Source organism: Microcystis sp., assembly GCF_048564745.1.
In the GTDB taxonomy this organism is placed as follows: Bacteria; Cyanobacteriota; Cyanobacteriia; order Cyanobacteriales; family Microcystaceae; genus Microcystis; species Microcystis ichthyoblabe_A.
In genome coordinates this window covers 1-19,052 of record NZ_JBLZRT010000130.1, presented here as the reverse complement: position 1 = coordinate 19,052, position 19,052 = coordinate 1, and the positions used below count along the sequence as shown (strand labels likewise).

Annotated in this window: 16 protein-coding genes; 7 read left to right on the top strand and 9 right to left on the bottom strand. The window is 42.2% G+C overall.

Annotated elements, in window-relative coordinates:
- Window position 1: 1 nt before the first annotated feature.
- Window positions 2–1,276 carry an O-antigen ligase family protein gene (locus ACOCD9_RS14765; RefSeq protein WP_419547862.1) on the top strand — a complete coding sequence of 425 codons (1,275 nt, stop codon included), beginning with the start codon at window positions 2–4 and terminating at the stop codon, window positions 1,274–1,276.
- Window positions 1,277–1,468: 192 nt separating this feature from the next.
- Here the strand turns inward: ACOCD9_RS14765 and ACOCD9_RS14760 are convergent, their stop codons facing one another.
- The 5 genes from ACOCD9_RS14760 to ACOCD9_RS14740 all read right to left on the bottom strand — a co-directional run bounded on the left by ACOCD9_RS14760 (window position 1,469) and on the right by ACOCD9_RS14740 (window position 6,538).
- On the bottom strand, window positions 1,469–1,684 hold the full coding sequence (locus tag ACOCD9_RS14760; protein ID WP_419547871.1) for a hypothetical protein: 216 nt from the start codon (window positions 1,682–1,684) through the stop codon (window positions 1,469–1,471).
- 100 nt (window positions 1,685–1,784) lie between these two features.
- A complete protein-coding gene (locus ACOCD9_RS14755; RefSeq protein ID WP_419547861.1) occupies window positions 1,785–2,681 on the bottom strand; it encodes an AEC family transporter in 897 nt (298 codons plus the stop codon).
- 75 nt (window positions 2,682–2,756) lie between these two features.
- Window positions 2,757–2,999, bottom strand: a complete 243-nt coding sequence (locus tag ACOCD9_RS14750; RefSeq protein ID WP_287700555.1) for a nucleotidyltransferase family protein — start codon at window positions 2,997–2,999, stop codon at window positions 2,757–2,759.
- A gap of 46 nt (window positions 3,000–3,045) precedes the next feature.
- Complete coding sequence (locus ACOCD9_RS14745; protein WP_287700553.1) at window positions 3,046–3,906, bottom strand: formylglycine-generating enzyme family protein; 861 nt, start codon at window positions 3,904–3,906, stop codon at window positions 3,046–3,048.
- Window positions 3,907–4,111: 205 nt separating this feature from the next.
- Window positions 4,112–6,538, bottom strand: a complete 2,427-nt coding sequence (locus ACOCD9_RS14740; RefSeq protein WP_287700551.1) for a dynamin-like GTPase family protein — start codon at window positions 6,536–6,538, stop codon at window positions 4,112–4,114.
- Window positions 6,539–6,766: 228 nt separating this feature from the next.
- Between ACOCD9_RS14740 and ACOCD9_RS14735 the strand changes: the two genes are divergently transcribed.
- Window positions 6,767–8,407 carry a phospholipase D-like domain-containing protein gene (locus tag ACOCD9_RS14735; RefSeq protein WP_419547860.1) on the top strand — a complete coding sequence of 547 codons (1,641 nt, stop codon included), beginning with the start codon at window positions 6,767–6,769 and terminating at the stop codon, window positions 8,405–8,407.
- 222 nt (window positions 8,408–8,629) lie between these two features.
- Here the strand turns inward: ACOCD9_RS14735 and ACOCD9_RS14730 are convergent, their stop codons facing one another.
- The 3 genes from ACOCD9_RS14730 to ACOCD9_RS14720 all read right to left on the bottom strand — a co-directional run bounded on the left by ACOCD9_RS14730 (window position 8,630) and on the right by ACOCD9_RS14720 (window position 10,135).
- Window positions 8,630–8,941: an MgPME-cyclase complex family protein gene (locus tag ACOCD9_RS14730; RefSeq protein WP_002797828.1), complete on the bottom strand. Its 312-nt coding sequence runs from the start codon at window positions 8,939–8,941 to the stop codon at window positions 8,630–8,632.
- Window positions 8,942–9,008: 67 nt separating this feature from the next.
- Window positions 9,009–9,731 carry a pyridoxine 5'-phosphate synthase gene (locus tag ACOCD9_RS14725; protein WP_419547859.1) on the bottom strand — a complete coding sequence of 241 codons (723 nt, stop codon included), beginning with the start codon at window positions 9,729–9,731 and terminating at the stop codon, window positions 9,009–9,011.
- Window positions 9,732–9,790: 59 nt separating this feature from the next.
- Window positions 9,791–10,135 carry a YbaB/EbfC family nucleoid-associated protein gene (locus ACOCD9_RS14720; RefSeq protein WP_002733791.1) on the bottom strand — a complete coding sequence of 115 codons (345 nt, stop codon included), beginning with the start codon at window positions 10,133–10,135 and terminating at the stop codon, window positions 9,791–9,793.
- 164 nt (window positions 10,136–10,299) lie between these two features.
- Here ACOCD9_RS14720 and ACOCD9_RS14715 point away from each other — a divergent pair, with 164 nt between their 5' ends.
- Entirely contained in the window at window positions 10,300–11,592 is a 1,293-nt protein-coding gene (locus ACOCD9_RS14715) for a DUF4377 domain-containing protein (protein WP_353737344.1), read from the top strand.
- A gap of 277 nt (window positions 11,593–11,869) precedes the next feature.
- Here ACOCD9_RS14715 and ACOCD9_RS14710 read toward each other — a convergent pair whose 3' ends face one another.
- Window positions 11,870–12,601: a hypothetical protein gene (locus ACOCD9_RS14710; RefSeq protein ID WP_419547858.1), complete on the bottom strand. Its 732-nt coding sequence runs from the start codon at window positions 12,599–12,601 to the stop codon at window positions 11,870–11,872.
- A gap of 422 nt (window positions 12,602–13,023) precedes the next feature.
- Between ACOCD9_RS14710 and ACOCD9_RS14705 the strand changes: the two genes are divergently transcribed.
- The 4 genes from ACOCD9_RS14705 to ACOCD9_RS14690 all read left to right on the top strand — a co-directional run bounded on the left by ACOCD9_RS14705 (window position 13,024) and on the right by ACOCD9_RS14690 (window position 18,916).
- Window positions 13,024–15,276, top strand: a complete 2,253-nt coding sequence (locus ACOCD9_RS14705) for a ribonuclease R family protein (protein WP_287700541.1) — start codon at window positions 13,024–13,026, stop codon at window positions 15,274–15,276.
- Between the two features lie 2 nt (window positions 15,277–15,278).
- Window positions 15,279–16,061 (top strand): DUF3153 domain-containing protein, encoded by a 783-nt coding sequence (locus tag ACOCD9_RS14700; protein WP_287700539.1) that lies wholly within the window; start codon window positions 15,279–15,281, stop codon window positions 16,059–16,061.
- Between the two features lie 322 nt (window positions 16,062–16,383).
- Window positions 16,384–17,430, top strand: coding sequence for a class 1 fructose-bisphosphatase (fbp, locus tag ACOCD9_RS14695; protein ID WP_002801107.1), 1,047 nt, complete (start codon window positions 16,384–16,386; stop codon window positions 17,428–17,430).
- Between the two features lie 115 nt (window positions 17,431–17,545).
- Window positions 17,546–18,916 (top strand): AAA family ATPase, encoded by a 1,371-nt coding sequence (locus tag ACOCD9_RS14690; protein WP_287700537.1) that lies wholly within the window; start codon window positions 17,546–17,548, stop codon window positions 18,914–18,916.
- The last annotated feature ends 136 nt before the right edge of the window (window positions 18,917–19,052 follow it).

Genomic DNA, 19,052 nt, shown 5'->3' with positions numbered 1-19,052 from the left:
CATGAAAAAGATTTTTTGTCAAGGGTGGGAGTGGAATTTAATACTTTTTTCAGTTTTTATCGCCCTGATCCTGCCGGAGTTAGCGGGTATCGGCATTATTATCGTCTTAATTAGGGTTTTTACTGGCAATTTTCGGGCAATTATCCAGTCACGTCTCAATCAAGGTCTCGGTATCGTCACTCTTTGGTTGATGATTAGTGCCAGTCTTTCCCCAACTCCGGGGGATGCTTGGATTGGTTTAGGAAATTTCCTGCCCTTTTTCTTCTTTTTTAGCAATATTCGGCAATTAATTAAAAAACCCTCTCAATTGCGTCAACTAGCTTGGGTGATGGTTATCCCCTCAGTTTGGGTAGTGGTGATGGGATGGGGACAGATTTTTCTCGGTTGGCAAAAACCGGAAGCATTAAAAGGGATTTTTACCTGGCCCTACGGGGTGGGGGGTGAACCTTTGGGGCGAATGTCTTCGGTTTTTATGTATGCTAATCTTTTGGGGGCTTATTTACTGATAACTCTGATTTTAGCCCTCGGTTTATTAATTCTAACTTGGCGGCAGTGGCACAGACAAAGAAATCGGAATTTAAATCTCAAAATCGGGTTTTTAACTTTAACCATATTTATCGATAGTGTAGGGCTATTTTTAAGCAATTCTCGCAATGCTTGGGCCTTAGCCTTTTTAGGTTGCCTAATTTTCGCCCTTTATCTGGGTTGGAATGCCTTAGTCGCCGGTTTTGTCCTCTTGGGAGGGGTGATTTCTCTTGCTTCTTGGGGACCCAATCCTTTCAGGGATAGTTTCCGTTTCTTGGTTCCTAGGGCGATTTGGGCGCGATTATCCGATGAAATGTTCCCCAATCGTCCTCTAGCTACGCTCAGAGCAACTCAATGGCGTTTTACTCTAGAAATGACCCAAGAAAGACCCCTATTCGGTTGGGGATTACGCAGTTTTACACCTCTCTACGAAAACAGTCAGGGATTATGGTTAGGTCATCCCCATAATTTATATTTGATGTTAATGGCAGAAACGGGAATTATCGGCTTAATTTTATTGTCTGTTTGGGTGGGTTGGATTTATGCCCAAGGGTTGCGTTTATTTATCTTTTTACGGCAACAAAAAGCTGGGGGTGAGTTAATTATCTTTACCTATCTGGTAGCCTTTGGTGCTTGCGTTTTATTTAATCTCGTCGATGTAACCCTCTCCGATGTCAAGATTAATACTATTGTTTGGTTTCTCTTGGCTGCTATTGCCGGGGTGAGTCAAAGGTTAAATTATGAATTATGAATTGGGGAAGTGGGGTGTAGGGTGTGGGGTGTGGGGTGTGGGAATTGGGGAAGTGGGGAAGTGGGGAAGTGGGGAAGTGGGGAAGTGGGGTGTGGGGTGTGGGGTGTGGGGAGAATAAATAAAATAATCTCCTGAATAAGGGTGCATCCCACACTTGCAGAAATACCAACAATCAGCAATTATCAGTGACTCTTAAATTAGTACAAAAATATGAACAATCGCGTGTAAGCATCCCACAGTTAACCTAATGCGCGGGGGGTTTGGGGGCGGCACTTCGACAGGCTCAGTGGCCGCGCCACGCCCCCAACGGGGGGTTTGGGGGGTAGAACCCCCCAAAAGCTTGGATTGAGTGATAAAACCGAAAGTAATGCCCAATTTTAGGAGAAAGTTTCCCCTTAAAAATCCCAAATTAGTAGATTTACCAAAATGAGATGCACCCCCTGAATACTGATAACTGAATACTGGCTCCCCAAAACGAAAACTTCGCACCTCACCCTTAAGATAACTGCTATAAATAGACTTTTAATAACCAAAGAAAGAAAGGAATAGTCAGAAAACTGGCAAGGGTAGTGACCACAACTGTGCGGGCCATTAAAGCGGCTGAACCACCGAATTCTGTGACTAAAATGACGGTATTAACGGCGGTGGGCATGGCACTTTGTAGGATGAGAATTTTTAGATCCATACCGGTTAATCCTAAACTACTGCCGATCGCAAATGCCAAAAGAGGAGCGACTAAAAGACGCAAACAGGACCCTAATAATTCTAATTTACCGATCGCTAATTTTTGCTGAGATAATTGAATACCTAGGATAATTAAAGCCAAGGGAATTGCCGCTTGTCCCAGATAGCTAATACTTTTATCTAATTGCAGGGGAAGATGAAAAGGGAAAGTTTGAAAGCCAATGCCGATAAAAATTGACCAGATTAAGGGCAAGCGAAAAACTAAGCGAAATCCTGAAAGAAAGCTTTTTCCTCGCAAATAAGCGGGACTAATACCAAATAACAGAATACTAGAGCCAATCATATAGATTATCGCTCTTTCCAGTCCAGCCGCACCCAGGGCGAAACTAGCCACCGGTAAACCCATATTACCGTTATTGGGCATCACGGCGGCAGCCATGAGGCTTTTGCGGGTATCGGCATCGAGACTGAGACAAGAGGCGATAATTTCGACGACAATCACCATTACCAGTGAAATAAGGGCAAAGCCTAGGAGAATTAAACCGATATTGCTGCCGGATAAAGTGGTGTGATAGAGTCCATCAATCACCAAAGCGGGGGCAAGAATATACACCGTGATTTGGGAAAGGGAATGCACTTCCACAGTGAGAATTTTTCCTGCTATCACACCGATGAGGATGATAAAACCCACTGGAACAATAGCGGAGAGGATGACAAGCATTAATCAAGTAAAAAGTAAATAGTAAACAGAAAAAAACTGATCTAATTTTTTAACAGATTTCTGTTATCACCCCAGTCACTCGATCGATTTTTTCGTTAGCAAATCAACTTTCCGTCCCAATAAATTCTCTAATTCCCGTTTCATCCTCGAAAACTCCAGAAGTCCCCAAGAAACACTATCTTGAAAACTGACCAGTATATCAATATCGCTATCTGGACGAAAATCTTCCCGCAAAACCGATCCGAATAAACACATTTCAGATATCTGCCATTTCTGACAAAATTCGCTGATTATTTGCTGGGGTAGTTCTATTTTCAATTTTTTCACCTCCCTGTCACCGGTAATCAGTGATCGGTTTTCAGATTTAAGGAGAATTATCGCTAACGACACGAAAACCGATATCATAGAGTCCAGCAGTAGCCAGAAATTTGACCCGGTAGGCCGAGCGACATTTGTTGGGACCGTCATTCCAGGAACCCCCGCGTAAAACTCGTCTGTCCCTATCTTCTATTGTGGCTGCTTCGTAGTTATCGCGCCAGTAATCTGCACACCATTCTCTGACATTTCCGTGCAAATCGTAGAGTCCGAAAGGGTTAGCGACGGCAAACATTCCCACTGGTGTGGTTTCCCTGCGATCGCATCCTAGGCGACCTTCCCCATAACGACCAGAACTGCACACTTTGCCGCCATAATCCCAGTCCACCCCGGAATAGTTGGCTAAATCAGTGGAAATTGTCGGGCCAAAGTGGAAGGGGGTTGATGTACCCCCCCGACAAGCGTATTCCCATTCTTTTTCTGCGGGTAAACGATAATTGAGTCCGGTGAGACGGGATAGGCGATCGCAAAATTCCACCGCTTCCCACCAGTTAATTTGTTCTACGGGGCGATCATAACCTTCAAAATGGGCCGGATAGGGATTAAGTTCAATATTTACCGGTTCTAATTTTGCCACCTCGCGCCATTGTCGTTGGGTAATTGGGTAGCGACTCAGGCAAAAAGCCTGAATATTAACCAGAGATTGGGGACTTTGACTCAATTTCCAGCCTAACTCGCTTTTGGGCGCACCGATGAGGTATTGACCGCTAGGGATAGAAATCATTTCTAAAAAGGTTTTTTTGCTTAAAAAATATTTATAACCTCGATTAGTGACTTTTTCCCGTTTAATTTCCTCACCTTTGCCATTAACAGTGACCACTTCATCGGTAAAATCTAACCATTCTCCCATTCTGCACCCCTCTATCGGTTATCGGTTGATCGGGTTAAGCTGCGGGCCTAGAAAAATCCCAAAACCTACCAGTTTAAGAATAACAAGACTTCGATCGCTTATCCCCCGATGAGTTTTAATTTTAATTAATTTTTTGCTTTGACAGCAAATCGGTTTTTAACAGATGGATTGTTTCCCCTCACTTCTCACCTTCCCACTCCCCATATTAATCGCTGGAGTAATTAACAACTTCTGGGACAATCTCTAATTCTTGTTCACCAATTACAGGTAAATGATTTTTCTGTAAACCCATAGCAGTTAAACAAGTATTGAGAGAATTTATCGCTTGGTTATAATCCTCAATTTTTTGGTGAATTTCTTCCTGTTTGCGGGCATTATTAGCAATTTTTTCCGCCGCTTCCTGTTCTAAAGTTTGTTCTAGATAAGAACGAGCTTGATTGAACTGTTGTAGAATAGTATCCGCTTGTTTTTTTGCCATTGGTATCAATTGATTTTTCAGAGTATTATTAACAGTTTGGCGGAAGTTTTTATGAATTGTTGCTGATACTTTTGGCTCAAAATCTAACTTAAGTAATTGACGGATAGCAGGTTCGGCAGCAAGAATACTTTCACAGTCATAACCTTGAGCAGTTTGTTGCACAGTTTCCCGAAATTGAAAGATCGAAAAAGTGCCTTCGTTGTAAAAATTGTGATTTTCTCTTACATAGCGATCGCACTCTGTTCTCGCCTGGGAAACTAAGGCATGAATTAACTGCCATTCTAGCTGTTTTAGCTGACTTTCTAGGTGGCCATCATTGCCTAATAAACGATAGATTTGCCGATAATAATCACCTTGTCTTACCGCATCTAAAAGACGCTGACAAAAGCGACTAATTAAACTGGTTGACTCCTCAATTAACACATCTTCTAGCTGGTTAGACAGATAATAAAAAGCTTCTACCAATACTGCTAATAAAGGTGCTGTAGCATTGCGAGGATGAGTTAAAGTCGCTTGCGAGTAAGCATTTTTAACAGAAAAAGTATTTAATAACTCATCCAATCTTGATACCATTCTCGCTTTCAGTTTCTTAAAGTCTTCCTCAAAGTTTTCATCGCTATTAACCACGATAGCATTGACATAACCATCGATATGTTTAGTTAATTTCTCTCCCACTTCCTTTAACTCTTGATTGAGGTGATTTAACTCCAGAGCTTTCATCGCCTCAATTTCTCGTGGTTGACTCTCTAAATCACTATAAATCCCTTGATAATGATTTTTGAGAGTAATGCAGAGAGATTGTAAATCATCGGCTAAATTAGCAAACAATTGCGGACGCTTTTCCTCCGTGAGATAACGAGTAATTGCCGTGCGAAATTCTTCGATACCGCTATCAGCAATTAACTGCTCTAGTAAAGGAGTTCCCCACTCACTTAAAACTCGGAAGTAATTTTTATTAGGAGTTTCATAACCGTGGATGGAAACTTTAAAGGGAGTTGCCAGTAATTTACCGGAGTTGGCACAATAGTTATTAAACTCGCTGACAAATTGCGGTGTTTCTTCTTCTCCTCCTAAATTTTTAACACTTTCGGTAAAGATAGAATCTAAACCATAACGCTGATTAATATTGGTTTGATTTTTCACCTGATACCCATAAAACCCTAAAAGTCCGCTGGTTTTGTAAATGCGGGAAGTATCACGAAATTGCGTTTGAATTAGGTTCTCTAAACGCTGTTTTAGTTGGGCTGAGTACCAGGTTTCATCAATGCGGTTAAAAATATAAAAAACTCGATCACGAATACCAGCATTAGAGCGAACTTTTTCGAGTAATTCCGTTTCTTCTGTGGCTAATTCTCCCGCAGAAGCAGCCTTTAAAACACAAACCACTGCTGAAGTATCAGGATGCTCTATTTTACGATAGGCTAATTCGGCATCTTTTTTGACTGGGGCATCAATACCGGGCAAATCTACCAAAACGTTACCATCTTTAAGGAGAGGATGATGACAGTAATATTCTAGACGTTTTAAGACCGCGCTATTGCTACCACGACGGGCAAAACTTGCCGCTTCTGCTAAATTAGAAAAGTGAAATTGTTCCATGGAATAGGTGGCATTATGCAGGGTATGGATCCGCTCACGATTTTGAGTAAATCCTTCAATTAATAATTTTAAACCCTGAGCTTGTTTAGCTCGCTCGGATTTGCCTTCTCCCCCTTCCTGTTCGATAATTTTTTGACAGTATTGGTTTAACTGACTACAGTATTCGGGGGAATTAATGTTACTGGGATTAGTTAATTGCAGATTTTGACAGACGCTATCGACTAAAGTACGAATTTCTACTTCGCTGAGAAAGGTTAAAACCACTCTTTCCTCATCAGCTTCTGCGTACTCAATATAACATTCTGTACCCGTTGCGTGTCCTTCGGCACTATACAGCAATTCTCGCTCTAAAAGTGCATTGATTAACATTGATTTCCCGGCACTAAAAGCACCGGCGAAAACGATTTCAAATTTGGGAGAAATGGCTTTTTGTAGGGCAATTTCTATCTTGCTGGTATCCTGTTGATTGCGGAGAGACGATTCGCCTTTCAATAGTTCAATTATACTGTTAACATTACCAGCCAGATTACTGCATTGGGGTAAAAGTTCAGTCATGGTAAAACCCAGATCTAGAAGAACAGTGCTATTATTCCCCACATGATAACAAAATTCCCTAACTAGATGTCACATCTTTGCTCAGTAATTTAAGCAATCAAGGACAAGGCCCTAGTCTTGAATCTAGAATCATGATTGATTATAATCAATTTAGTACATACCGATTTCCGAGAACCTGCTTAGGTAAAAATTACCTCCTCACTCCTGAATCCTAGGGGAATGATAATTATGTGGGCAAAAATGGCAATAGATAAATGGAGATTAAAAAAAATTCGGACTATGGGACAGTTAGGATTTTTGTTAGGGACAGTTTTTCTTTTGGGTGGCTGTCATTCTTTGAATGCTATCCAAAATCGTCCGCAACCCTTGCCCCAAGATCAATATATTCAAGTCTATTTTAATTATAATCAGGCCCAGGGGTCAAATTATACCGATCCCTATCGCCAAATTAATCGCCCGGGGGATAATTTAGAACAGGTTATTATTGATAATATCAACTCGGCCAAAAGTTCGATCGATCTAGCTGTGCAAGAGTTACGTTTACCCGCCATCGCTCAAGCTTTAGTTGCTCGTCAGCAGCAGGGAATTAAAGTTAGGGTTATCCTCGAAAATATTTACAATAAACCTATTCATACTTTAGCCAAAAACCAAGAACAATCAAGCGAACGAGAACAGGAACGTTATCAAAACCTTGTTGATTTAGTTGATATAAATCGAGATGGTAAATTAAGTACAGAGGAAATCGCCCAAAGAGATGCAATTACTATCCTCAAAAAAGCGGGTATTCCCGTAATTGATGATAGGGCAGATCGCTCAAAAGGTAGCGGTTTAATGCACCATAAATTCATGGTTATTGATAATCACACTACTTTAATCAGTTCAGCTAACTATACCTTAAGTGATATTCATGGAGACTTTTCTAATCCCAAAACTGTTGGGAATGCCAATCACCTATTAGTCATTACTAATCCCCCACTAGCTAGAGTTTTTCAAAAAGAATTTAATCTGATGTGGGGAAGGAAAGATCAACCTAGATTTGGCTTAGATAAACCCCACAGAAAACCGCAAACAATTACTATCGATAATAGTAGTCTAACGGTCAAATTTTCCCCCGATTCTACCGCTTATCCCTGGGCAATTACTAGCAATGGTCTGATCGGTGAAACTTTAAATAAAGCTGAAAAATCCGTGGATTTAGCCCTGTTTGTCTTTACGGAACAGCCTCTAGCTAATATTCTCGCCAGACGACATCAAAAAGGGATAGAAATTAAAGCTTTAATTGATCCTAGTTTTGCCTTCCGATACTATAGCGAAGGATTAGATTTATTAGGAGTTGCTCTCAGTAATAAATGTCGTTATGAACCAGATAATCAGCCTTGGCAAAACCCAATTAATACCGTAGGAGTTCCCGATCTAGCCCGGGGAGATAAGTTACACCATAAATTCGGTTTAATCGATGATAAAATTGTGATCACTGGTTCTCATAATTGGTCAGCAGCTGCTAACCACCAAAACGATGAAGCTTTAGTTATTATCAATAATCCCACCGTTGCCGCTCATTTCGATCGAGAATTTCAATATCTTTACCGTACCGCTAAATTAGGACTGCCGGAAACTATTAAAAATCGGATCGAACGGGATAGGAAAAACTGCCCCCAATCTGTAACAATTAAAAGCGATCGCTTAATTAATTTAAACACCGCCACCAAAGAAGAATTAGATAGTTTACCCGGTATCAGTGGCAAATTAGCCGAAAAAATTATCGCAGCCCGGCAACAAAAACCCTTTACTTCCCTAGAAGATTTGGATCGAGTATCGGGAATCGGTAAGAGAAAAATTAACAAGCTGCAAGGCAAAGTTAGCTGGTGATGATTGCCTCGTCTGTATTTTTTGCCACAGACAAAAACTAGCAATTTTCCCTTGTTACAGCAAGCTAAGTAGGTAGGTGTTAAAAATCGTTAGATACCCCCCTTATTAAGGGGGATCCCCCCGCCTATCGGCACCCCCCTTATCAAGGGGGGCAGGGGGGATCGAGCCCAAAATCTATCTTCTATTTAATTAGAACCACTTATTTACCACAGTCCAAAAGAGTTATTTTAACGGTTCGGGAATACTATCGGAAGGAGCTTCAAACTGTCCGGTAATAACGTATTCTAGACGCAATTTCAGCCAAGTAATAAACTGTTGGTTGAGAGAAACAATTGCCGCTGCTGGTTGGGGAGTTTTCTTTTTGATATCGGCAAAAGCGGGGGTATCTAAAAAAGCTGGATTGGCAATTAACCAAAAATCAATTTCTTGACCTTTTTCTTGATAATTCCTGATTCTTTCCTTCAAAACTTCCTTTTCGATCGCTTCTTCTTCTAAAAACTTTTGACTGGCTACCAAATAATAATAAGTTGTCATCATCTTTCCTTTAATTTTTTAGTGTAATTGTTCCTGAGTCGGGAGATTAGCTGATAGCTGATAGCCTTTACAATTGCCCACGCATAGCCAATTTCATTTCCCTAACAGCCCGTTCCAACCCGACTAAAACCGCACGACTGATAATTGTGTGACCAATGTTCAATTCTTCCATATTGGGCAAACAGGCGACATCATAAACATTCCAATAGGTCAAACCGTGGCCGGCATTCACCCGCAAACCGAGAGAGGAAGCGTATTCACAACCTTCTTTAAGAATTGTTAACTCCGCTTGACGATCGCTCTCCTGTTGTGCGTCGGCGTATTGACCGGTGTGGAGTTCGATAAATTTCGCCCCCGTGTTAGCGGCCGCTTGAATTTGGGCAAAATCGGCATCAATAAACCAACTAACGGGGATATTAGCCGCTTGTAGGCGCTCTACAACCCGACAAAAACGGTCAAAATTGCCCAGCATATCGATCCCCCCTTCCGTGGTCACTTCCTCGCGCTTTTCGGGGACAAGGGTGACATAATCGGGTTTAAGATCGAGAGCAATGGCGATCATTTCCTCCGTCGGGGCCATTTCCAGATTCAGATGAGTCCGCACCGTTTGCCGGAGAATCCGCACATCGCGATCTTGGATATGACGACGATCCTCGCGCAAGTGGACGGTAATGCCATCAGCACCGCCGATTTCAGCCAAAACTGCCGCCGCCACGGGATCCGGTTCCACGGTTCGACGCGCTTGGCGAATTGTGGCCACATGGTCGATATTGACACCCAAAGTCAGCAAAGTTGAACCTCCTTGTTTGTTAGTCCAACTTTCCATCTTACCATTGCGGTCAAAAGCGATTACATACTGGAGATATTTAAACCCATGGTCAGTTCTTCCATTTTGCTGCGCATGGTTTCCGTGGAGGCATCATAGGCGGCTTTCATGGCTTCTAGAATAGACCCAGCCACAATCTCCAGATCTTGGGAGAGGAGAGAAGGGTCGATTTCAATCCCCCGGGGTTCTTGGTTGCCACTGAGATAGACTGTCACCAAGCCATTTTCACTCTGGCCAGGAATTTCCATAGTTTCCAGTTCTTCTTGCAGAACTTTCGCCCCTTGTTGCACCTGTTGCGCTTTTTGGAAAGCGTCTTGTAGTTCTTTAATCTTACCGAGACCGAATCCGAATCCTTGTCCTTGTGCCATGATGTTTTTTTTTGTTTAAGGGGTCACTCAAGGTTTTTATTGTACTGCTTAAGGTGAACTGGGGTCAACTTGTGGCCATTGGAGGACGATAAAACCTCTGCAATCGGGGGGCAACTATCGGCTTTTGCCTCTGATAGAATCAAGGCAAGGGAAGGAGTCGAGAAATGGGGAAAAGTCTTTTTCTACCCTTTATCCTGGGCCGCCGGGCAACCGCCCCAAGCCATAATAGAATTGTTGCTTTGACGAGGAGAATAGCAATTTTGAACGCCAAAAAAACGGGAATTTTCTTGACAATTGCCCTAAGTTGTGCTTTAGCAGGGAAAGCGGCGATCGCTAATACTTCCCCTTTGGAGGGGACTCGATGGAAACTAAGGGGGTGGACAGCCGGAAGTTTGGTGAAAGAAACGGAAATTACTGCCGCTTTCCAGAAAAATATCCTCAGTGGTTCGGCCGGATGCAACCAGTATAATACTGGCTATCAAGTCAATAATGACACGCTTCAGATCAATCAAGCGATCGCTACTACGAAAAAAGCTTGTCCGGAACCGCAGATGAAACAGGAAAATCAATATCTTGCTGCCTTGCAAGGAGTGGAACAATTCCAAGTGACGGCTAAAGGCGATTTACAATTATTTTATCGTACTCCCGAAGGTTTAGGAATACTCACTTTTACCCCCGCACCAACCACCACGCGCACGGAAAGGACAATTTATATCAATTCTAGGAAACAACCCTGTACTCAAGGCCAAAGCAAAGACTGTTTACAGATGCGAGAAAAACCAGAGGAAAACTGGATATTGTTCCCTAATACTATCGAGGGATTTGATTATAAACCGGGGTTTTTATATCAAATTAAAGTTAGCATTGAAACCGTCTCTAATCCAGCTAATAATCAAAGTTCCGAAACATGGAAACTATTAGAAGTTATTAGCCAAACCCCAGAAAAAGAGACTCCGCGAGCTTGGTTCGATCGACCGTTAACTAATTGGAATAAAGCCAAGTCACCTATACCAAAATCTCCCGTTAAAACCGTGATCGATAACCAGTGTCGTGAACAGGTGCGTCCGGCAATTACTGCCAATGATCAAGCGCTTAATAAAGCAGGATGGTTACTGTACGGGGCCGTGCAAACCTATGGGAAAACTAGCGTTATTTCGGCCATGAGTGGAGTGGATGGAATGTGCCGACCGATGGGTTATCAAGACTTTGTTTTTGTCGATGGTAAATTCGCTGGTACTCTTTCCCCGCGACCGATGGATTCTCGCGCTGATGGGGCATCTCAGAGAATTGTTTTACAAAATAGCGATCGAATTATTGTGGTTTTTAATCGCTATAAAGATACGGATCCTCTCTGTTGTCCTTCCCAATTAAGTCGCGTTATTTATCAAATTGAAACGGTCAGCGGAGTGCCAGTGGTTGTTCCCAAAGAAGCGGAAACAGAAGCGGTGAGAAACTAATTCAGTTATCAGTTATCAGTTATCAGTTATCAGTGAGATAGGGAAAAAAAGACTGGCAGTTAATAGCTTCCTTTTTTATTATATCTCCCGCAAAAGTGTTTTTTTAATCGCAGACTTGCTCTTAAAGTCCTTAATTTAAGGATTTTTTCAGAAAAAGATCGCTTTTCTACTGCCAGGAAATAATCTATTTCTTTCTTCTTCTCCTGACTCGGATGATACTGGCTCGGAGACTCCTCACTTAACTAAAGATTTTTGATTTATGCAGCAGATTTAGTGATTAGGCACTGATACTAGATAAGTAGTTATAGAATTCTAATAACTCCTCATTAGTTAGGAGTAAACGGGACTTTTTGCCATAGGTAGAAATCAGGTATTCCCGACCTTTTTCTGTGGTCCAAGCTAATCGTTTCATCTCCACATCAATTTTAGTTTTAAGCACTGAATAATCGATTTCTTCGGGAATAACAACAACTGGTTCTGATGCTGGTGGTTCTTCTTCAGTTAAACTCGCTTCTTTTGGCAATTCTGTTAATAAGGAGTAATTATCGGTTTCCATTTCTAATAATAAAGGCTCTGGTTCTGGTAAAGGAATATCCTTAACTTGGGGTAATTCCGGTTCAATTTTAGCTGGGGGAATATCCTTAACTTGGGTTAATTCCGGTTCAATTTTAGCTTCAGGACGAGGTATTTCAGTGAATTTAGCCGTTTTGGTCGATTTTTTGGCACTAGCGACGGGTTTAGGTAAATCTTCCGGTAGAGAAATATTATTGGGGCTGACTTTTTCCACAAGCTGGAGATCGGGGGTGTTTTCAGCCTCTAAAAGCAGTAAAGCTCGTTCTCTGGCTCTATCTTCGGCGATTTCCACCGTATCTGCCGCAGCTAAACCTGTAACGACCGTTTTTCCCTCAATTTCGACGATCGCTTTCACAATATACTTGCCGTGATCGATTTGAACTAACTCGCTAATCAGGGCAACTTGGGGGTAACGTTGGCGTAACTTTTGCAACATGGTGACTTTTTCGAGTTCTTTTGTACTTATACTAGAATACTCTATCGTAATTATGGAAAAATGTAGCAAGTTCTTGCTAAGATTAAAGGTTAGATAAAATTTTCAGTCCTAGGATTAGCCTTGCCCACAGTAACAAGATTCTACTAGGCTGGAACTTCTGCCAGAAAGACTAGCGATCGCCGAAGAGTTTGTCAGTGTTCGCTATTGGCTTATCCTAAGGAAGGATTCGATAATTCTCAAGGTAGGTTCGGGTGTTCGATGCTTGCTCAGTTTACCTTCACTGTCACCACCAGCGATCGCAATTACCCCGATAGAGATAATCTCTGGAGTTAATGGTTTAAATCAATCTTCTCATTATATAAGTATTTAAACTTAATTGTCCACCATTCCGTCAGTGTCTTGTAAGTAAGGATTATTGTTAGATGGACTTCTCGATCGCCACACTCCTCTCTCATCTTAGTGATGACAAATTAGCTACGGGTAAACTTCTCGAAAAAAAACTAGGCTGCGAAGACGATCCCGAAAGCTGCGAAAAATTGCAAGTGATTCTCGATGCTTTAGAACGTCTGGGAATGGTTGTCAAAGAACGCGGGCGCTATCGTCGTGTGATCGAGGAAAATGTCGTAGAAGCAAAGCTGCGCTGTTCCAGTAAAGAATTTTGCTTTGCTATCCAAGATATCGAAGATGCTGACGACATCTACGTCTCAAAAAACCATCTAAGTAACGCTTGGAATGGCGATCGAGTTTTGGTCAAAATCATCCGCGAGGGAACCCGTCGTCGTTCCCCGGAGGGAGAGGTGAGATTAATTCTCGAACGGGCTAATCCTTCACTTCTAGCGCAAGTAAAACAGGAAAATGAGCAGTTTGTGGCGGTTCCCCTCGATGATCGCCTGAAATTTACCCTTAATCTCCTCGAAAATGGTCAAAACCTCCAAGAAAACATCGATCACCTCGTTCATGTTTCCGTCCTTCGTTATCCCCTAGGGGAAATGCCTCCCATCGGTAAAGTTACTCGGATTCTCGGTTCCACGGCCGAGTCCGCTGCCGATACAGATATCGTCTCCTGTAAACACGATCTACCCCATAATTTTACGCCTGAAGCCCTCGAAATTGCCGATAATTTGGCGGATTTCTTCGATAGTGGCGAAAAAGAACAACTGCGAGATTTAACCCAACTCTTCACCTTTACCATCGAAGATGACGCCCCCCTGGATTATCCCCCAATCATTGAAAATGCCTTTTCTTTAGAGAAAATCAACCAAAATAGCTGGCGAGTCGCCATTCATATCAGCGATGTCACCCGTTACATTGAACGGGGGGGATTATTGGATAAAGTTGCTAAAAAACGGGGAAATGCCGTCTATTTAGGCGAAAAAGTGTTGCCATTAGTCCCGGCTGCCGTCACCAGTCGTTGTTCCCTGTCACCGCAAGAACAGCGCCCCGCTATTTCTATCCTCGTCACCCTCGATGACAAGGGCGATCTATTGGAGTACGAAATCACCCGCAGCCTCATCCAAGTGGATCAACATTTTACCTATCAACAGGTGCGCGATCTGCTCAGTGAAGAAGATAGTGAAGCTGCCCCCACCGATACCGTTGAAACCCTGAAAGATTTATTTTTCAGCGTTTGCCCCACCCTAAAATCCCAACGTCTGCAGCGGGGTAGTTTTGATATTCAATTAGACAAAATCTCTCCCTACAAAGACGAGGGACGGGGGGGGACTGTTCTCGCTTCTAATAATTTACCGGCCCGCTCTTTACTGACAGAAGTGGCAATTTTAGCTGGCAAAGTTGTCGCCGAACATTTACAGGCCTTAAAATTGCCCTGTATCTACTGCGGACAATCGGAACCGGATTGGGATGAATTGGAGGATTTACTCAAATTAGCCAATAATTTAGGGGCAGAATTAAATTTAACTGCCGAGGAAGAGATTAAACCCAATGACTATCAAAATCTCACCCGCACTTTTTCCGCTTCCTCATCGGTGAAAGTCCTCAATTATCTCCTGCAAGAAACTCTCAAATTAGTTAGATATAGCAGCCATCCTCTACCCCATTTTGGTTTGGCCTATCCTAGCAATTATACCCACTGTCTCTCACCCCTACAAAGATATGCCGATCTTTGGGTACAACGGGTGTTAAAAATCCTATTAACCGAGGGGAAAGATCGCCGCAGCAAAATCGTCAAAGTTGGGGTTAATTTGGGCAGTAATAGCTGTCATGGGCAGATTAATTGGAATATTCTCCCAAGTCAAATTCAGGAGGAGTTAGAAGAAGAAAGCCACCTAATTGTTTCCCATCTCAATGATCGCTCAAAAATTGCTGAAGATGCGGAAAAAGACCTAGAAGGATTGAAAAAAGCCGAGAAAATGAAAGAAAGAATGGGTCAAGTTTTTCGCGGCTTAATTACCGGTGTACAATCCTATGGTTTCTTCGTGGAAATTTCCGATTTATTAGTGGAAGGATTGGTTCATGTTTCTTCTCTCAAGGATGACTGGTACGAATATCGCGCTCGTCATAGCTGTTTGGTAGGACGGAAAAATCGCGTTGCCTATCGTCTCGGTGATGAGGTAGAAGTGGAAGTAAAAGATGTAGACTATTATCGTCAGCAAATCGATCTAGTTACGGTTAGCGGTGGCAGTTCAGCAAGTTATGACGACTTAGAAGAAGATTAATTATGAATCAACCAACCACCGAAAAAATCGGGAAAACCCGCTTTATTCTGCCCTTTTTATGCGGTATTTTTCTCTTTTTAACCGGCTGTGTCCGTTACGATGTGGGCATTAATTTTCCCCACCAACACCACGGGGAAATTATTCAACATATCACCCTCGGACAACGCTTAACCAGTCTCAGTCAAACCGAAGCCACTAAATGGTTAAACAGTATCGAACAGAGGGCAAAATTACTTAAGGGGAAAACCGCTCATATTTCTGAACGAGAAATAATTGTCACTATTCCCTTTAGTAATAGTCAGGAATTAGAGGAAAAATTCAATCAATTTTTTGATCCTAGTTCTTCCTTTAAAATCAAAAATTCCCCTAATAACGACGATATCAAATTACTGCAACTAGATTCAAAACTGGCAGTGACAGAACAAGATTGGTTCTTTTTGAACCAGAAAAACTTAAAATTAACCGTTGATTTGCGGGCTTTAGGTGTGCTTTCCGAACAGGGAAATATTATCATTAGCCCCGGTTCCTTAGTCGATATCGACTTCGCTTTAAAGACTCCCTTCGCTGGTCAAAATATTGAAGATGACTCAGGATTAAATCCCCCGGTAGAAAAAGTTGATGATCAGTTAATTTGGCATTTAAAACCGGGAGAAATTAACACCATTGGGGCGGCTTTTTGGGTTCCTAACTATTTAGGTATCGGCACAATAGTTATTGTTTTAATAACAGTTTTTGCCTATTACTTGAAATATAAACGCTTGCCCGGTGTATCCCCATCGACTTAAATTGAGAGGGCAAGTAAGTAGTTAGGTGTTAAAAACTGTCAGACACCCCCCTTATCAAGGGGGGATTGGCACCCCCCTTATCAAGGGGGGATTGGCACCCCCCTTATCAAGGGGGGATTAAGGGGGGATCCATCTTCAATTTAATTATAACCAGCTACTTATTGACCAAAATTTAATGATCAATGAGGGGAAAATTAGCCAACTCTAAAACTGATCTAAAAATTGGCCAACAATAGGGAAAATCTTGGCTAGGATCAAATCATAGTCACAATTGAGACTAGACGGGTTTTCCTTTTTTACTTTATTACTGGCAATTACAGTTATGGTTAGCAATATTCCCTTTTCTATCCCCGAACATAGCCTCGATCGAGATTGTACCACCCTGTCCCGTCACGTCCTGCAACAACTACAAAGTTTTTCCCCCGACGCGCAGGATTTAAGCGCAATTATGAGTCGGATTGCCCTAGCGGGAAAATTAATTGCCCGTCGTCTCAGTAAAGCGGGATTAATGGCGGATGTGCTAGGTTTTACTGGAGAAACCAACGTCCAAGGGGAATCGGTCAAGAAAATGGACGTTTTTGCCAATGAAGTATTTATCTCGGTTTTTAAGCAAAGTGGTTTAGTTTGCCGTCTTGCTTCCGAGGAAATGGATAAACCCTATTATATCCCAGAAAACTGTCCCATCGGTCGCTATACCCTACTCTACGACCCGATCGATGGTTCTTCCAATGTGGATATTAACCTAAATGTGGGTTCGATTTTTGCCATCCGTCAACAGGAAGGCAATGATTTAGACGGAGAGGCGCGGGATTTACTGCAAAATGGTCGTCAACAAATCGCCGCCGGTTATATTCTCTACGGACCTTCAACTATTTTAGTTTACTCGATCGGTCGCGGTGTTCATGCCTTTGTCCTTGACCCCAGTTTAGGGGAATTTATCCTCGCCCAAGAGAATATTATTATCCCCGATCACGGTCCGATTTATAGTACCAATGAGGGCAATTTTTGGCAGTGGGATGAGGCAATTCGCGACTATACCCGTTATGTCCACCGTCATGATGGTTACACGGCCCGTTACAGTGGGGCATTAGTGGGAGATATCCATCGAATTTTAATGCAGGGAGGCGTTTTTCTCTATCCGGGTACTGTTAAAAATCCCCAGGGAAAATTGCGGTTAATTTATGAAACTGCTCCCCTTGCTTTTTTAATTGAACAGGCAGGAGGTAAAGCTAGTGATGGGGTGACAAATCTTTTAGATATCGTTCCCGATAAATTACACTACCGCACACCTTTAGTGATCGGTAGTGTCGAAGATGTTAAATTGGTGGAGTCTTTTATCGCTGATCGACGTCATCGCGATCGAGTTTAACTTATAGTTTTATTTAGCGATTAGGAAGCCAGATATTTTCACTATTTCCTAACTGTTTTACGGTTTTATATCTAGTCTATCAGCAGTCAGCATATCCCTCACCACTCTCCCCGATATGGAAATTCAACGGGTCATCTTAAATAACATCGGGCTATTTGAAAAGCTGGAAATTTCCTTGGCGCCTACAGAGCAAAACCCAAGCAAAATTACCGTTTTTGTTGGTAATAACGGGGCTGGTAAAACTGCTATACTAAAAGCATTAGCAACTTCTCTTAGTTGGTTTACTGCTCGTTTACTTACAGAAAAAGGGAGTGGTAACCCTATTTCTGAAGATGCCATATTTAATACTGCTAATGCTGGCAGCATTGAAATCGAAGTCTGGGATTCCTCCAACTCATTAAACAATCCTGATCAAAGCGATATTGACCATTATTTCAGATGGATTCTTGCAAAAAGTAGAAAAGGACGTAAAGCCCAATATAATAGCAACCTTAATGACTGTACGCGCTTGGTCAATCGTTATCGTGATGCCCTCACCCATGATGACAAAACTAGCCTACCTCTAATTGCCTTTTATCCTGTCGAGCGTGTCGTACTCGATATTCCACTAAAAATTAGGACTAAGCATACCTTTTTGCAATTGGACGGTTATGATAACTCCTTAAGTCAGGGCGTTGACTTTCGTCGCTTTTTTGAATGGTTCCGAGAACGGGAAGATACCGAAAATGAATCAGGAATTCCTGAAGACGTTCTCAACCAACTAAGACCACTAGCTGAAACCAATCAAGACTTATGGCAATTGTTAAACGAACGCAATGCCTCAGCTAAAGATCGGCAATTAACAGCAGTTCGCACCGCCATTAGCCGATTTATGCCCCATCTGGATAACCTTAGAGTCCGTCGTAAACCTCGTCTCTACATGGCAGTGGACAAAAATGGTGAAACCCTCAACCTAGCTCAACTTTCACAAGGCGAAAAATCCCTAATGGCTCTTGTGGGTGATATTGCCCGCCGTCTAGCCATGCTGAACCCTGCCTTAGAAAATCCTTTAGCAGGTGATGGTATCGTTTTGATTGATGAAGTCGATTTGCATCTACATCCCTCTTGGCAACGTCGCCTCTGCGAGCGCCTGACCGAAACTTTCCCAAATTGTCAGTTTGTGCTGACAACCCATTCACCTCTAGTGATCAGTGATTGTAAAAATGTTTTGATCTACACTTTAGCTAATGGCGAATTGCGACAGTTACCATCTCAATATGGGCAAGATGCTAATACTGTCTTATTAGATGTCATGAATACCAGCATTCGTAATGAGAAAATTGATACTGAATTGAACGATCTGTTAGATGCCATACAAGATTCAAAGCTAACCGAGGCTCAACAATTGCTGGCAGAATTAAGTGAGGAACTACCTGCCAATCATCTCGAATTGGTCAAAGCAAAACTACTGCTCCGTAAACAAGAATTGCGTCATGGGAACCATTAGACCTCTTGCAAAAGTCTTAAGTCGATCCTTGTACAGCAACATTTTTGAAGATTATCAACTACTAATAAATAATTAACTGAAAGTCCCTCCCATTATTGTTTCTATCGTTTGTTTTCGGATTTATGCAAGAGGTCTA

What these genes read in the sequence shown, in the direction of transcription:
- ACOCD9_RS14765 (WP_419547862.1), top strand. Translation starts at nt 2, where the DNA reads ATGAAAAAGATTTTTTGTCAAGGGTGGGAGTGGAATTTAATACTTTTT.
- ACOCD9_RS14700 (WP_287700539.1), top strand. Translation starts at nt 15,279, where the DNA reads ATGAATCAACCAACCACCGAAAAAATCGGGAAAACCCGCTTTATTCTG.
- ACOCD9_RS14730 (WP_002797828.1), bottom strand. Translation starts at nt 8,941, where the DNA reads ATGACAACTTATTATTATTTGGTAGCCAGTCAAAAGTTTTTAGAAGAA.
- ACOCD9_RS14755 (WP_419547861.1), bottom strand. Translation starts at nt 2,681, where the DNA reads ATGCTTGTCATCCTCTCCGCTATTGTTCCAGTGGGTTTTATCATCCTC.
- ACOCD9_RS14745 (WP_287700553.1), bottom strand. Translation starts at nt 3,906, where the DNA reads ATGGGAGAATGGTTAGATTTTACCGATGAAGTGGTCACTGTTAATGGC.
- ACOCD9_RS14740 (WP_287700551.1), bottom strand. Translation starts at nt 6,538, where the DNA reads ATGACTGAACTTTTACCCCAATGCAGTAATCTGGCTGGTAATGTTAAC.
- ACOCD9_RS14715 (WP_353737344.1), top strand. Translation starts at nt 10,300, where the DNA reads ATGGGGAAAAGTCTTTTTCTACCCTTTATCCTGGGCCGCCGGGCAACC.
- ACOCD9_RS14710 (WP_419547858.1), bottom strand. Translation starts at nt 12,601, where the DNA reads ATGTTGCAAAAGTTACGCCAACGTTACCCCCAAGTTGCCCTGATTAGC.
- ACOCD9_RS14705 (WP_287700541.1), top strand. Translation starts at nt 13,024, where the DNA reads ATGGACTTCTCGATCGCCACACTCCTCTCTCATCTTAGTGATGACAAA.
- ACOCD9_RS14720 (WP_002733791.1), bottom strand. Translation starts at nt 10,135, where the DNA reads ATGGCACAAGGACAAGGATTCGGATTCGGTCTCGGTAAGATTAAAGAA.
- ACOCD9_RS14735 (WP_419547860.1), top strand. Translation starts at nt 6,767, where the DNA reads ATGTGGGCAAAAATGGCAATAGATAAATGGAGATTAAAAAAAATTCGG.
- ACOCD9_RS14690 (WP_287700537.1), top strand. Translation starts at nt 17,546, where the DNA reads ATGGAAATTCAACGGGTCATCTTAAATAACATCGGGCTATTTGAAAAG.
- fbp (WP_002801107.1), top strand. Translation starts at nt 16,384, where the DNA reads ATGGTTAGCAATATTCCCTTTTCTATCCCCGAACATAGCCTCGATCGA.